Origin of the sequence: Paenibacillus sp. FSL k6-2145 (genome assembly GCF_037976585.1) — a bacterium.
GTDB lineage: Bacteria > Bacillota > Bacilli > Paenibacillales > Paenibacillaceae > Paenibacillus.
On record NZ_CP150267.1, the window covers coordinates 1,950,067 to 1,965,714 of the forward strand.

The 15,648-nt window shown below is 47.3% G+C and carries 10 protein-coding genes; 7 read left to right on the forward strand and 3 right to left on the reverse strand.

The features are described from left to right. Positions 1-22: 22 nt before the first annotated feature. The 3 genes from NZ043_RS08575 to NZ043_RS08585 all read left to right on the forward strand — a co-directional run bounded on the left by NZ043_RS08575 (position 23) and on the right by NZ043_RS08585 (position 4,628). Complete coding sequence (locus tag NZ043_RS08575) at positions 23-1,540, forward strand: leucine-rich repeat domain-containing protein (RefSeq protein ID WP_165980324.1); 1,518 nt, start codon at positions 23-25, stop codon at positions 1,538-1,540. Positions 1,541-1,816: 276 nt separating this feature from the next. Then, positions 1,817-3,157, forward strand: a complete 1,341-nt coding sequence (locus NZ043_RS08580) for a glycoside hydrolase family 30 protein (RefSeq protein WP_133386334.1) — start codon at positions 1,817-1,819, stop codon at positions 3,155-3,157. Between the two features lie 310 nt (positions 3,158-3,467). Further along, complete coding sequence (locus tag NZ043_RS08585) at positions 3,468-4,628, forward strand: MFS transporter (RefSeq protein WP_339311446.1); 1,161 nt, start codon at positions 3,468-3,470, stop codon at positions 4,626-4,628. A gap of 137 nt (positions 4,629-4,765) precedes the next feature. On the opposite strand, the gene NZ043_RS08590 is transcribed toward NZ043_RS08585, so the two are convergent. Beyond that, positions 4,766-5,728: an endo-1,4-beta-xylanase gene (locus tag NZ043_RS08590; RefSeq protein WP_339311448.1), complete on the reverse strand. Its 963-nt coding sequence runs from the start codon at positions 5,726-5,728 to the stop codon at positions 4,766-4,768. Between the two features lie 261 nt (positions 5,729-5,989). On the opposite strand from NZ043_RS08590, the gene NZ043_RS08595 reads away from it, so the two are divergent. Continuing rightward, positions 5,990-8,278 (forward strand): 5'-nucleotidase C-terminal domain-containing protein, encoded by a 2,289-nt coding sequence (locus tag NZ043_RS08595; protein WP_339311450.1) that lies wholly within the window; start codon positions 5,990-5,992, stop codon positions 8,276-8,278. 315 nt (positions 8,279-8,593) lie between these two features. On the opposite strand, the gene NZ043_RS08600 is transcribed toward NZ043_RS08595, so the two are convergent. Continuing rightward, the gene (locus tag NZ043_RS08600) at positions 8,594-9,526 is read right to left on the reverse strand and encodes a macrolide 2'-phosphotransferase (protein WP_091035466.1); all 933 of its coding nucleotides are present in this window, start codon (positions 9,524-9,526) and stop codon (positions 8,594-8,596) included. Positions 9,527-9,954: 428 nt separating this feature from the next. On the opposite strand from NZ043_RS08600, the gene NZ043_RS08605 reads away from it, so the two are divergent. Together NZ043_RS08605 and NZ043_RS08610 are read left to right on the forward strand one after the other, a co-directional pair. Continuing rightward, on the forward strand, positions 9,955-10,311 hold the full coding sequence (locus tag NZ043_RS08605; protein ID WP_339311452.1) for a hypothetical protein: 357 nt from the start codon (positions 9,955-9,957) through the stop codon (positions 10,309-10,311). Between the two features lie 233 nt (positions 10,312-10,544). Further along, positions 10,545-11,990 (forward strand): DEAD/DEAH box helicase, encoded by a 1,446-nt coding sequence (locus NZ043_RS08610; protein ID WP_339311454.1) that lies wholly within the window; start codon positions 10,545-10,547, stop codon positions 11,988-11,990. A gap of 75 nt (positions 11,991-12,065) precedes the next feature. Here the strand turns inward: NZ043_RS08610 and NZ043_RS08615 are convergent, their stop codons facing one another. Beyond that, positions 12,066-13,481, reverse strand: a complete 1,416-nt coding sequence (locus NZ043_RS08615) for a DKNYY domain-containing protein (protein ID WP_339311456.1) — start codon at positions 13,479-13,481, stop codon at positions 12,066-12,068. A gap of 245 nt (positions 13,482-13,726) precedes the next feature. On the opposite strand from NZ043_RS08615, the gene NZ043_RS08620 reads away from it, so the two are divergent. Then, positions 13,727-15,595 (forward strand): AbfB domain-containing protein, encoded by a 1,869-nt coding sequence (locus NZ043_RS08620; protein WP_339311458.1) that lies wholly within the window; start codon positions 13,727-13,729, stop codon positions 15,593-15,595. Positions 15,596-15,648 lie beyond the last annotated feature (53 nt).

Here is a 15,648-nt window from a genome sequence, read left to right on the forward strand (position 1 = left end):
GGAATCGGAGGGAATGCATGCAATGAGAAGAATGACGCTACTATTTCTAGTATTCATCCTGAGTCTCGGGGCATCGGGGCAAGCCATGGCTTACACCAACAAAGACTTGGGCGAGGGAATCATTGAAGATCCCGCTTTGGAGGACGGACTGAAGCTAATCCTGAACAAACCTCTGGATGTACCATTAACTTCAACGGATCTGGAGCAGCTTGAGGTGGTAGATCTAAGCAATGCAGGTATTCACAGCCTGACCGGTCTCGAATATGCAACCAACCTGACACACCTCCGATTATATGGGAATGAGATTGAGGATCTCACACCGCTGGAGCACCTAACCCAGCTTCGCGAGATCGATGTTCGCAACAATTACATTACATCCATAGACGAACTTACTGAATTAAAAGACTTGGGACGGCTGTACATCAGCAACAATTCCATTTCTTCCATAGAGGTTGTACGTGGGTTCAACCGATTACATACGTTCCACGCCAGCGGTAACCAGATTGCCAGTCTTGCGGCCCTCTCAGATGCGGATGCACTGAAGTGGCTTGAGATCTCGAACAATACGATTAACGATCTGACACCGCTCATGGGTAAAACACGGCTCCAACAACTCAATGTAGCAAACAACCAGATTCAGACGCTGGACGTACTGGCTGAATTGCCTAATACACTGCGGAATCTGAATGTGGCAGGCAACCAAATTACGGATCTGACACCACTGGAGCACATGACACGTCTTCGGACACTTGATATCTCTGGTAACCAAGTACAGCACCTCAAGGGGCTTGAGGGACTGACTGGGCTGACGGAGCTGAATGCAGAGTCCAATCAGATCTATGATCTGGAACCTTTACGGCAGCTTTCCAGCCTGGACGTATTAAAATTATCCAACAACCGGGTGTGGGATCTGACACCGATCGCAGGTTTTACGTTTACCCGTGATCAGTCAGCGACAAATGTTATACAGGATATCTCGGCCTCCACCTCGTTATCCTCTGGTATTCAGACCTCTGTCTCAGAGGTTGAGCCTGCGGGGCTTACGGTGCAGAACAACTATCTGGATGTCGCAAGTGGCAGTCAGACGATGCAGCTTCTGAACCGGATGAATGTGCGGGAGCAGAAACGAACGCCGCAGGGCAGCTTCCAGCGTCTGATTGAAGGGTCCACCACTGCCTATGTAGGAGATCACGCTTATGCACTGGATGCTGCACCTTTTATCGATGAAGGCCGGACCTATGTGCCTCTGCGTTTTGTCTCGGAGCAGTTAAATGCCCGTGTGAACTGGAACAGCGGTACGCGCGAAGCTGTGATCACACAGAATGACAAGACCATCCGTTGGAGCGTGGGTAACAAACAAGTTGTCGTGAATGATACGCTTGCGATCAATGATGCTCCTCTTCTGATGAAAAATGGTAAAGCTTTTGTACCGGTACGATTCATTTCAGAGCAATTTAATACCTCTGTTGGTTACATCGGAAGCAGCAAAACGATTCTGATTTTTGAAAATAAACAGCTTGGTGAGAGTGCACAGCCTTAAGAAAAACATAGCGAAAGTCCCCGTCTGAACAATCAGCGGGGATTTTTGTTGTGTTATGACAGTTGCGTAATGACATTGGATAATGGTATATGGACATCGCCGATCACAAGCAAATTGCAGCATACGATCTGTCTGTGCGGATACGAACTCGTAATGCTTTATCTTGGATTAGGGTAAATTTCACACGGTTTAGCCTATCTTCTTTTGCCGTGGGAGTTGTTATACTGAACGTAATATATATATGACAACTGAGGTTCAATCGAGGAGGAAATTCACATGACATTCATGCTCACTGGTTATTCCACAACCCAAGACAACCCGTGGAGAGAGCTATCTTTTGTGCTGACTAATGAAAGCGCTAACTTAAAACTGACGGGTGAGCAACACCAGCTTGTAGAAGGGTTTGGCGGATGTTTCAACGAGCTTGGTTATATTGCTCTATCCCACTTGAATGAGGAGCAGCGCCATGAGGTATTTCATTCTCTCTTCCATCCGGAGGGTGAGCACACGTTTAACATCTGTCGCCTGCCGATCGGCGCAAGTGACTATGCAGAGCAGTGGTACAGCCACAACGAGGTGGACGGAGACGTGGCCATGGAACATTTTTCAATCGAACGTGATTTCAAATATCTGATTCCTTACATTAAGGAAGCTCTAAGTTATAACCCGAACCTGCAATTCTTCGCCTCCCCATGGAGTCCGCCAACGTGGATGAAATCGCCGAAAGCCTATAACTATGGCACGCTTCGTTGGGAGAAAGCTATTCTGGAAGCCTACGCCCTGTATTTCGTAAAATTTGTACAGGCCTACCGTGAAGCAGGCATTACCATCCATCAGGTGCATGTACAGAACGAAGTGATTGCAGATCAGAAATTCCCTTCTTGCATGTGGACAGGTGAGCAGCTTCGTGAGTTTATCGCTGATTATCTGGGCCCGGCTTTTGACAAACACGGTCTGGATACCGAAATCTGGCTGGGGACGATCAACGCCCCTGATCCATGGGAAGAATTAATCAAGAAAAAAACAAATGACTTCGATGAGTACGCCGGGCTTGTCCTGAGTGATCCAAAGGCCTATTCCTATATCAAAGGTGTTGGGTATCAATGGGCTGGTAAAAATGCCATTCAACGTACCTCGGCAAGTTATCCGGAGCTACGTTATATGCAGACCGAGAACGAATGCGGCGATGGCAACAACTCATGGAACTATGCCAAATATGTATATAATCTCTACCAGCATTACTTCAGCAACGGAGTGAACGCGTATATCTACTGGAACATGGTTCTAGAACCCAAAGGCCGCAGCACATGGGGCTGGGAGCAGAACTCCATGATTACGATAGATCCGGACAATAAGGAGGTTACTCGGAACCCGGAGTATTATGTGATGAAACACTTCGCTCATCATATTGTTCCTGGTGCTCGAAGAGTCGGTCTGTCAGGCGCGTGGAGCGGGAAATCCGTTGCTTTCCGCAACCCGGATAACAGTCTAGTCATTGTCATCAACAATCCATTCCAGGACCGTCGGGACCTGTATCTAACCATCGAGGAAGGGCAGACCCTTCATATTGAGCTGGAGGCTGATTCCTTCAACAGCATGGTTATTCAACCGAAATAACTAATCCAACACATCGTTAAAAACGCGGACATCAATAGCGTTGGGCTCAGGAATTCCTTGAGCCGGCGCTATTTTTCATGGACCAGACCATGCCTACTGTCACCATGATTACTCCTGTAGAACACAAGCCGAAGACGACTTAAAGATATGACGTTTCACCTTTTATATTTACAAATCTATAAATCTAGATATAATGTAATCCAGAGAACTTACTCTCATGTCCATCATATTATAGGAGGAAAGGCAGTCCCATTTTAGAATATTATATCTACTTTTCTGTATATTTAAATTAATTGGAGGTACGCTTTACATGAAATCACAACAGGTCAACCCGCTCCTTATCCTGATTCTGGCACTCGGTGTATTCGGGATCATTACAACAGAAATGGGAATTGTGGGGGTACTGCCTCAGGTTGCGCATAAATTCGGTATCTCGGCTGCACAGGCAGGATGGCTGGTCAGTATATTTGCGCTGGTCGTAGCCATTGCGGGTCCCTTTCTCACCTTGCTGGCGTCCGGAATTAATCGCAAAATCATCCTTTTAACCGCTGTGCTGATGTTTGCCATTTCGAACATCGTCTATGCCTACGCCACAACATTTGATACCATGCTTATCTTCCGTATCATTCCCGCGTTATTCCATCCCGTCTTCTTTTCCGTAGCCCTGGTCACCAGTGCCCAACTCGTTCCGGCAGAGAAAAGCAGCCAGGCCGTCGCCAAAGTATTCACCGGAGTTACCGCGGGCTTTGCCTTTGGCGTGCCGCTGACATCGTATCTTGCTGAACGCCTATCTCTCGAAGTCGCCTTTCTGTTTGGAGCGATGGTCAGTGTGGTCGCCTTTATCGGAATTTGGATCTGGTTACCCTCAATGCCCGTGAAGGAAAAGATGTCCTATGGTAAGCAGCTTGATATTCTGCGCAAACCCGGGTTATGGCTGAATGTTGCCGCAGTCATTTTTATATTCGCCGCCATGTTCTCTGTATACAGCTATTTCGCCGAGTATCTTGGGCAAGTCACTCAAATGAGCGGATCATGGATCAGTGTCATGCTGACCGTCTTTGGTGTCGTCATGATTATCGGAAATTTGGGGTTTGGACAGTTTCTGCGTAAGAGCGTGGTCCGAACTGTCCTCATGTTCCCCCTGCTGTATGTAGCAGCTTACGCACTCGTCTATTGGGCCGGTCCTCACTTCATATGGATGGTTATTGTAGTCATCCTCTGGGCATCCGTGCATTCAGGAGGATTGATTGTTAGCCAAACCTGGTTAACCGCTGAAGCGCAGGATGCGCCTGAATTCGGCAACAGTTTGTATGTATCCTTTTCTAACCTTGGTATTACCCTGGGTACTGCCATCGGCGGCTGGTTCATCGCAAATCTGGGAATACATCAACTGATCTGGAGCGGAATGATCTTTGCACTGATCGCTTTTGTATTGGTTTGGATTAAAATTAAATGCTTCCCTGCACCATGAATTGCCGAACACTGTTGAGACAAAGCATTAACACAAATAGCGCCATATTCCCATGCTTAACATGTAGAACAGGCGCTATTTGGTGTTATATGATTACCGGATTTGCAAGAGATGCTCAGACTTGTCAAAACGCAAGCTTAAGGATTGTTCGCCAGGTAATTTCTCAGCCATTGCATAGCCGGACGTTCTGTACCGTTGCTATTGACCAAGTGGGAGCCTGCCTGCCAAGTTTGATTTTGGTTGTAACCCCACAGCGTCACACCTTTAACAGCAGAGTGTTTCCACAGCACAGGGAATTTCTGCTGATAACGTTGCAATTGTGTATTGTCGTCACCTGTCATATCCAGCTCGGATACATAAATTGGCAACCCTGTCGCTGCAAGCTTGTTCAATACCGTGTTCATCGTGCTCACAGAAACGTTGTCCATATTGAAGTAATGCCCTTGGATTCCAATACCATCAACTAGACCTCTGTTTTTCAAAAGGTTGATAATCTGGATGTATTGGTCCGCTTTAGCGGGATCACCGATAATACCATATTCATTAATTAACAATTTGGAGTTAGGGAAGGCTTGTCTCGCCTGTTGGAATGACCAGATGACCCAGTCCCAACCCGTTGCCCCATCTCCACCAATGGCATTGCGATAGGATGGTTTCGCATGCAGAGGTTCATTTACCACATCAACAAAGGCAGACTTCGAATACCGCTGTCCTGCGGCTTTAATCCATTGTGTCACTTCAGCCTTCTGATCTGCAGCTGAGAGACTGTTAATCCAATTTGGCTGTTGATTTCCCCATACGAGCGTATGGAATTTGAACGGGAATCCGTTGTTGTTAGCATAGTTGTAGGCCATGTCCGCCTGGCCCCAATTCATTACGTTGCGTGTGCCTTCAACAGCATCCCACTTGGTAGAGTTCTCCGGAGTTACCTGATTCCAATATGGGCTAAAATTCGAAGGAACCTGGTTGGCAATAATATTGCCCAGAAATTTGCTACCTTTCGCCAAACCAGCACTCACACTACCAACCGCAACAGAAGCAGCGAGAATCCCTACCAATGCCAGTGAGCCGACTGTTTTAAACCACTTAGACTTAATCAATGATTTTCCTCCTTAGATTTATTTTTTTGTTAAGCGCTTACAAACATCATTTTACTGGATAATTTTGGTTTTTAACACCTGTCAAATTATAGTATTTTATTGTAAAAAAATAGAATTTAGTGCTTTTTCTGAAGTTATTTATAGATTCACTCTCTTAAATCCAACATAACTCTTACATTGGAGTTTACATTCACCACATGTTTATCTAGTATAAAATGATACATATCTTTACATACACTAGATAACAAGGGAGATTACAACATGCGCAAAATTTCAACAAAACGTTTCGCCGGATGGCCCCTATCATTCCTCTTATGTGCCTCCATTTTGTTCGCCCCTTTTGCTTCCACTCCGGTTCAGGCTGCTGAGGCAGACAAGGAAACCAAGATCACGTTGCTGGGTACATCGGATATACATGGTCGATTCATGCCGTGGGACTATGCTCTGGACGGTCCAAATCCAACTGGTAGCATGACACAGCTCTACACGATTGTGAAAAAAGTCCGTGCGGAGAATCCCAATACAATCCTGCTGGACGCAGGAGACATGATTCAGGATAACTCGGCTGAGTTGTTCAATGATCAACCTCAATCTCCCATGATGGTTGCAATGAACGAGATGAAATATGACGCATGGGTCATGGGTAACCATGAGTTTAACTTTGGACTGGACGTACTGGAGAAGATCTCTTCCCAATTCAATGGACAGCCTCTCGTGGGTAACATTTTCAAAGAAAACGGCGACCGCTACATGCCTGCCTATACGATTATCGAGAAAGACGGAATCAAAGTGGGTGTCATTGGAATGAACACACCTATGATTACCGAGTTTGAAAAAGGGACGGATCACCTGGACGGTATCATCGTCAAAGATCCTGTGGAAGAAACCAAGAAGGCCATTGCTGAGTTGAAAGGCAAAGTTGATGTCATGGTTGGACTCATGCATATGGGATTGGATAACGAGAACGGAAATCCGGGCACCGGAGTGACGGATATCGCCAACGCCAACCCGGAGCTGGCTGCCATTTTTGCCGGACACATGCATACCTTGATTGAATCCCAAACGGTTAACGGCGTATTGATCTCCGAACCGAATAAATATGGCTCACATATTTCACGAATCGATCTGACATTTGAAAAAGACGGCGACAAAGTTGTGCTGAAAAGCAAGGAAGCTCAAGCTCTCGCTGTAAAAGCAGCCGACGGAACATATGAAGTCTCCGATCCTGCGCTGGAAGAGACTTTGCACCCATTCCACGAGTTCGCTCGTGCCGATGCCAATATTGAAGTGGCTGAACTGAAAGGAACGAACCTGGTACCTGCTGATGAGATTAAGGGTATCCCTGCGGTGCAGATCCAGGAAACACCTTTGTCTGACTTTTTCACCGAAGTGATGTTGCACTACAGCGATGCCGATGTGGTCGCGCACCAGATTGATAACGACAAGGCCAAGCTGGATGTAGGCCCGATCAAGAAAAAGGATATTGCGTTCAACTACCAATACACCTTCGGTGAAGTAACCGTGTATGAAGTGACCGGACGTGATCTGAAGGATTACATGGAGTGGTCTGCGGGGTACTTCAACTCCACACGCCCGGGTGATGTGACCATCAGTTTTGATCCGAAACGACGTGCTTCCAAATACAGCACCGATGATTTCTTCGGCGGCGTAACGTATGAGATTGACCTGACCAAACCATACGGCAGTCGGATTACAAATCTCAAGTACAGCAACGGTACGACAGTAAAAGAAGACGATACGTTGAAACTTGGCATGAACGCCTATCGAATGGAAGCTCTGATTGCCAAAGGCGGAGCCATGGAAGGGCGCAAGTTCAAGCAGCTCTGGTCCTCCAAGGATGCTTCGGCATTTGGTGAGATTCAAGGCACAATTCGCAACCTGTCAATCGCCTATCTGAAAGATGTCATGAAAGGTGTCTACGAACCGAAGATTCAACACAACTGGAAAATCACTGGCGTAGACCTGACTGCACCGGAGCGTGCAGATGTGGTGGAGTTAATTAACGATGGCATCATGTCTGTGCCAACAACAGAAGATGGCAAGTACACCAACATTGCCTCCATTAACATTTTGGATACGGTGACTCAGGAAGAGATTGATACGCTATCTGCCAAAGCAGATGTGAGTGCGGCACAATTCGCAGGCGTGAAAACCAAGGGAGCGTTCTATCAACAGCTGAACAAAGCTCGCAAAGCAGCAGGCAATGGCGAGGGAGAAACTACTCCTGAGGAGCCTACGACACCAACAGTACCAAAACCAACACCGACTCCAGGCACGTCGAAACCTGTTAAACCATCAACACCAAGCACTGGTAAACCGGATACCGTCATCAAAGGCAAACAAGCCAAGGTTACTGCGGCTTACCTGAACGTACGCGCTGGCGCTTCATCCAAAGCCAAGGTCGTTGCTGCCGTACCGAAAGGTACCCTGCTTGAGGTAATTAGTACAGACAAGTATGGTTGGGTAAAAGTGAAGTTGGATGGACGTGTAGCATTTGTATACGGGAAATATGTGAGTATCTTGAAATAGATACAATCGTTACGCACCACGCTTAACGAAAAAGAAAAAAGGGCGATTCTCCCATGAATATCATGGTGAGGATCGCCTTTTGCTAGGTTAACAAACCGTTAGGATTATCGCTGTAACTGCTCTATGGGAAAAAGTCATTTAGCCTTGTGGCAGGTTCTTGATTTTATCTATAAAAGAATCCAGCTGTATTCCATTCGTTTGTTCCGTAAAGTCACGTAATTTATCCGATTCACCCTCATAGGCAGCAAGTACGTAGTCATCATCGACAATATAGTATGTGCCGTAGCGAGTGAACGAATGATATACCTTCGATGCTCAACCTCTCTTTACATCCCAGTTTGCCAGCATGCCTCTCGCCATTTCCATCGTCGACTCTTCCCCTGTGGTTAGAGCAAATTTGGCAACCAGTGCCGGGTAAGCAGCCCATTGTTCCCGAATATGTTCAAACATCTGAGGCCATGTCCTTCCCCCTGCCTTCTCGTATCGCTTCAGCAGATCGCGTAGTCCATCATCTTGGAAAAGTCCATAAAGGATTACAAAATCCTTACCCGGATCAGCGATCTCCGCTTCCGTCCAGTCGATGAGTCCGGTTACCCGCTGTGTATCATCGACAATGATATGCGGTGGGTGCAGATCCCCGTGATTAAACGTCGAGTGCTTCGGCCAATAGCTACCCACAGACAGCCACACCGTCCAGCGTTCCGCCAGTTGGTCCGGTACCGTAAAATTCTTTTTAATCTCCTCTATATTTGCCGCAAACTCTTTGCGAGCTTCCATAGGCGTCTTGATCCGAACTCCGCCCCTGGCCGCCTCCTCAGGATCAATGTTGTGCAATGCGGCAAGTGTAGCAGCTAGTGAATCCAGGAACTCGTCAGACAAGGTCTCCTGCGGGAAACGCCACGCATATCCTGCGCCAGCAGGATCTACCACTGCAATCGGGTCGCCATCCAATAGTGGATAAGCGATAAGTTCGGGCGTGCAGATTCGCCAGTCCGGTACCTGTGCCGGAACACTCCCCCGGACAACGTCCAGTACTCTACGTTCATTCTCGGCACGCCCCCATACGTCTTCACGCCGCGGCTGACGCAGAACCCACTTTTGTCCACTTATATCAGTGGCGAAGGCTACACGGAAGTCCATCCCGGACTCATTGATTTCCATTGATTCCTTGCGGATTTGAAGCCCATTTTGTTCAGCCAGCAACCATATATCCTGTGTGAAATCCACTTGTTCATTTGACTTTGTCATATCCAAACCTCCCCTTTTCCTTGGAAAAATAAAAACACAGACATTCATGCCTGTGCTTTCGATCTCGGAATAGGGCTATACCTATTTTTGCGCATCCCCATAGTGGTACATCAAAGAACCACTCTTATGCAAGAGTGTCCACTACAAATAACGGCATACGTGTAAACAGGCAAACTTCTCCCGATGATCTGCACACAGGCAGTGAAACAGCAAGCGCAAGCAAACGTTCCGCTACTATCTCAATCGAAAAAAATTTACCACACGTATCCCTCCGTTCAGTAAGTTAACTATATGCTAACATATTCCAATTTCTAGCACCAGACTGAATCGACTGATTTTCGTTTTTTATTGATGTACAGGAACTTCATCCTCTCAGGTAACGTCCATAGTTATAGATTGATTAAAAAGGATGCGAGGTGAGCACCCCAATGTCCATTGTACGAAGGTTATCCTTATTACCAGTGATCTTGCTTCTGCTAAGGCTCGGATGCGCAGAGCAATCCGAGGAACAAGGGAAAGAGAAGCCACATATACGAGGAATTATTACGGATTTTGAGGAAGAAAGAGGTCAGGTACTCATCGACAATAAAGAAGATGGCGGTGTTGATTCAGGACCGATTTGGGTCTCGCTCAGCAAGGACGCCGAACTCATCGTTGGAGGAGAGATTGTCGCCGTCTCTTTGGATGAAACAATGGTTGGTCGAAGTGCAGAAGTGTGGGTCAATGGAATTATTGCTCAATCTTACCCTCCCCAAACCAAGGCTGTAAAAATGGTCATTCACTAACACCAAGCAAACTACGCCGATACATTTCGTTTCACGTGGAACGTTATGATACACATACGAATAGCAACAAACGTTGCTCCCTCAAATCAGAAATCATGAAAACAATTTACACACTTAAAGCATTTACTCCGTTAGCCTGCCTGCATATAGAGTATAATGAAGAGGTATACGATAAATGTACGGTGCAATGCTTGTATGTAGAGTATTCAAAACTAACGCAAAAGAGGTAAACGATGAGCGAGCAACAATTTAAAGATTATGGACTTGGTGAAGAGATCGTAAAAGCACTGGACAGTCTGGGCTATGAGACACCAACCGAGGTTCAAACTAAAGTTATTCCGGTAGCACTGGAGAATCAGGATCTTGTGGTCAAATCACAGACAGGCAGTGGTAAAACAGCCGCCTACGGCATTCCGCTCTGTGAGCTGGTGGATTGGAATGAGAATAAGCCACAGGCTTTGATTCTTACCCCAACCCGGGAACTGGCTTTGCAGGTTAACGAAGATATTACGAATATCGGCCGCTTTAAGCGTATTAAAGCAACCGCACTATACGGACAGTCCCCTTTCCATATCCAAAAAGCGGAGTTGAAACAAAGAACACACGTGGCTGTTGGTACACCAGGTCGGGTACTGGATCATATCGAACGTGGCACGCTGCCACTCGAACGGATCGCCTATCTCGTTATTGACGAGGCCGATGAGATGTTGAATATGGGCTTTATTGAGACGGTACAGTCCATCATTCAGAAACTGCCGCAGGAGCGAGTAACGATGTTGTTCTCCGCTACGTTCCCTGAAGATGTAGCCAAGCTGTCACGCAAATACATGAACAACCCGGTGGAGATTGAGATCAAGGCAAGTGGACTGACAACAGCCACCATCGAACATGCCGTGATTCACGTTCCAGAGGTGAACAAAACCGCGCTGCTTCAGGACTTGTTCATTGTGGAAAATCCGGATAGCTGCATTGTGTTCTGCCGTACGCAGGAGAATGTGGACAAACTGTTCCGTGTCATGGCTGACCTTGACTATCCAGCAGATCGTATCCATGGTGGTATGGAGCAGGATGAGCGGATTGAAGTAATGAACGCATTCCGACGGGGACAATTCCGTTATCTGATCGCGACAGATGTAGCTGCACGTGGTATTGATATCACAAATATTACTCATGTCATCAACTACGATATTCCTTTGGAAAAAGAGGGATATGTTCACCGTACAGGCCGTACGGGGCGCGCAGGCAAAACAGGTAAAGCCATTACGTTGATTACACCGAAAGATGGCAGACGTCTGGCGGAGATTGAATCCTATATTGGATTCGAAATCCCTGTCGTGAAAGCACCTTCCGAGGAAGCTGTAGATCGCCGCAGAGAAGATTTTGAGAAGCGATTGAAGATCGTTCCTGAACGTAAAAAGGACAAGCGTGAACAGCTGAACCAACAGATCATGAAGCTGAACTTCAACGGAGGCAAGAAGAAGAAACTTCGCGCCGTTGACTTTGTAGGTACCATCGCCAAGCTTGAAGGAGTTACTGCAGACGACATCGGGATCATTACAATTCTGGATAATGTGACGGATGTAGAGATTCTGAACGGCAAAGGCCCACTCGTATTAGAGCTCATGCAGAATACAACGATCAAAAAGATGCAGCTCAAGGTTCGCAAAGGTCATAAATAGTTTGGTAAACACGGATAAATAGAAATTCAAACAGGGATAGTGGACTCTTTTTTAAGTCTGCCATCCCTGTTTTCATTACCTCTTCTTTTTCCGCACTGTACCGCCTTCCACCGTATACCGAAATAGCGCATCTTCGGCGCCCCCGATATCATCCGTAACTCGAAACGTTGCTGCATCTCCCGACTTATAAACCCCACCCGTCACAAAGCTGAACACTACACGGTCGTCTTTGCCCCAATATGGATTCAGCATGACAAATGTACTTCCATTGACATCCTTTACCGTACGGTTGCCATTGGCATTATATAGACCATTCTGATCCGTGGCCCAACTCTGGGGATCGGCATCGAATAGATGTGTAAAGCTGGCTCGATCGATATGTTTATTCGGTTTACCCCACAGATACACACGATCGGCATCCACCGCCCAACTGCCCGAAGGTGTTATTAACTCAAACGTTGCTGCATCCGCCCCCTTGATCATCTGAAGCACATCGTCTGGATGACCGAAAGGCTCACTTGTCCGAACAACCTCGGCACGATACACATGGTGCTGATCCTTGGCAAGTCCGAGAGGCTCTGTCCCGGCAAACACTTCAATCTCCCGAGCATCTGCCTCATCGACACGATATCCGTTGTAATACACATGATTGCGGTCACGTCCAAAAGGGCCACCTAGTGGCTGAAACGTATCCGGGTCTGCTCCTTGTACAGTACGCCACTGAAAATAAACCCGTTCCTGGTCCCGTGCAAAGTGCTCATCCAGTGGTTCAAAGGTAGATCTGTCCGCTCCACGGACAAGGTTGAATACCGTTTTCGCTTCTCGACGATACGTACCGCCCCATTCTGTTTTATAAAAAATAGACGACTGAGTCTCATACCAATTCCCTGTGATCTGCGTAGCGCCCTCTGCACTGTGTGCATATTGATCATTCCACCAGCCAGGTACGTCGGAATGATGCTCACGCAACCATTCTCTCACCTCATCCTTGTCCCCATTCGCATAGCGAAGAGAGCTGGACAGATGGAAGAGGTGGTCTTTGTCGGTACAATAATCGTGATGAGCAATCACAGCATTTGTATCGATATCCTCAAAAAGATGAAAATGCTGGCTACTCTTCACATATAAATAACGTTGGTCCTGCGCAAAGTAGGGCGTATCCGGCAACAGCCGAAAGCTGTTCGGATCGGAGTCAGGCACGGCCTGATCTTCCAGATAGACATACTGAGAGTCGCAGCAGTAATCTTCATCGATCACACGAAAAGCTTCCGTATCCCGACTGAACAAACTCGCCTTATTCTTGCGGGCATTGAACCACCATATTCCCTGACGATCGCGCAGGTAGGCGAAGGTCAACCATCCCTTTTGATGCGTAGAGATGACTTCAAAATCCTGAGCAGTAATGCCTCCCTTAATCGGAGTGTTCTTTCCATCCTCGTCATTATGCAATTTCACCTGATGAAGGTCCTCATCTACAATAAACTTGTTCATGACGGTCCACCCTCCAACCATGATGTGAATTCAGTCTAGCTTTATTTTAACGTGTGTACCTGATCCGCTCTACATCATCGTACTTGATATTTAGCAACATTTCCTCTGCTCTCACCGCTCAGCCACGATGAAATGAAGGTTTGTTCAGCAATGGATGGATTGTTCACTTGAAAAAGAGTCTAGCCGAACTACAATATAAATGAAAGCGCTACATTTTATCTGATATCTTTCGGGAGGTGTATGTAATGGGTAACAGGAAAGCCGTCTGGTTTCTGGTCTTTGCACTCACGTTCACCCTGTTTGGACTTCATCCTGAACGAACAAGCGCAGCAAGTGTCACGATAACCAATGGCACCGATTGGCTCGACACCGCAGGCAACCCCATCCATGCGAACAGCGGCGACATTCTGCAGGTAGGCTCGACGTATTATCTGTACGGTGAACATGCGGTGGGCGGCAAGTTCGACAGCGTGAACGTCTACACCTCCACCGATCTGAAGAACTGGACTTTCAGCAATGCCATTCTGACGAAAGATTCCGCAACCGAGCTGGCCTCCAGCAAGATCGAACGTCCCAAAGTCATCTATAACGCCTCTACCAACCAGTATGTGCTCTGGGCACACTATGAGAACGGTACGGACTACAACCTCGGGCGTGTAGCGGTCGCAACAAGTAATACCCCGAATGGCAAATTCACCTATGAGGGCAGTTTCCGCCCGCTGAATTATGAATCCCGTGACATGACCGTCTTTGTTGATACAGATGGCACAGGTTATCTGGTTACTGCTTCACGCAAAAATGGCGGTGCCAATGATACGATGGCTATTTTTAAAATGAATGCAAGTTACACCGGAATACAATCCTTCGAGGGCTGGCTGTTTGAGAACGCCTATCGTGAAGCGCCTGCCGTTGTGAAAAAAGGAAACCGTTACTACCTCTTCACCTCCCAAGCGGCTGGCTGGTATCCGAATCAGGGTGCTTACGCTACAGCCACTTCCATGACGGGTCCATGGACTGCGCTTACGCCATATGGCAATCCATCTGCCTTTGGTTCGCAGATTCATGATATTGCCACGATTACAGGCAGCAACACCACATCCTACATCTACATGGGGGATCGCTGGAATCCGATGAACCTCGGAGAGCACAAGCATATCTGGCTGCCGCTAACCTTGAATGATTCGAACGGAACAGCATCATTGGAGTGGTATACAACGTGGAATATCGATGCAGCAACAGGAGTGGTAACACCTCCTGCTCTAGTCAATCATGCACAGGGCAAAGCAGCTACCGCCATCTCCACAGCCTCCGGCTCGTCTGCATCCAACGTTAATGATGGCAACTACCAGACTTCATGGGTGGCTTCCTCCAATAGCTGGCCTGCTTGGTGGCAGGTGGACTTTGGCGCACCAAAGACGATCACCGAGATCGACACCTCCTGGTTTATGTATAAAGGTTCCGAAGGATACTACAAATACAAAATCGAGATTAGCAACGATGGTGTCAATTACTCTACCTTGGATCGCACCAACAATCTTACCTATGGTTTCACCACGGATGCTGTACATTTCACAGCCCGTTTTGTGCGGATTAATATGGTGAACGCCGTCTTGTGGAATAATCCGGGGAACTGGTATACCCCAACTCTGCACGAGGTCAAAATGTTGGGCCCTGCAACACCGGAAGCCACAGGTTACAGCCGGTTCAGTTCACACAACTATCCGGATCAATACATCCGCCATGCCAATTACACCGCTCGCATGGATGCCAACGTCTCCCCTGTTCTGGATTCACAGTTCCGCGTCGTACCGGGTCTTGCCAGCTCCACAGGAATTTCACTGGAGTCCATTAACTTCCCAGGCTACTTTCTGAAGCGTAATGCCAGCAACAAAATTGTACTTGAAGCCTACGCCGACACCGCTGCCTATAAAGGAGATGCTACGTTCCTAAGCAGCCCTGGTTGGGCTGACAGCACCAAAGTATCCCTTCAATCGTACAGTCAGCCCGGATATTACATCCGGCATTATGACTACGTGTTACAACTCGATGCCATCAATGCATCCAGCAGCTCAACGGTGAAGAGTGATGCCACGTTTGGGCGAACCAATTTCTAAACCAATGAATTGGAGATGAGGATTAGCCACCTACATCTATAATTTAAATCTTG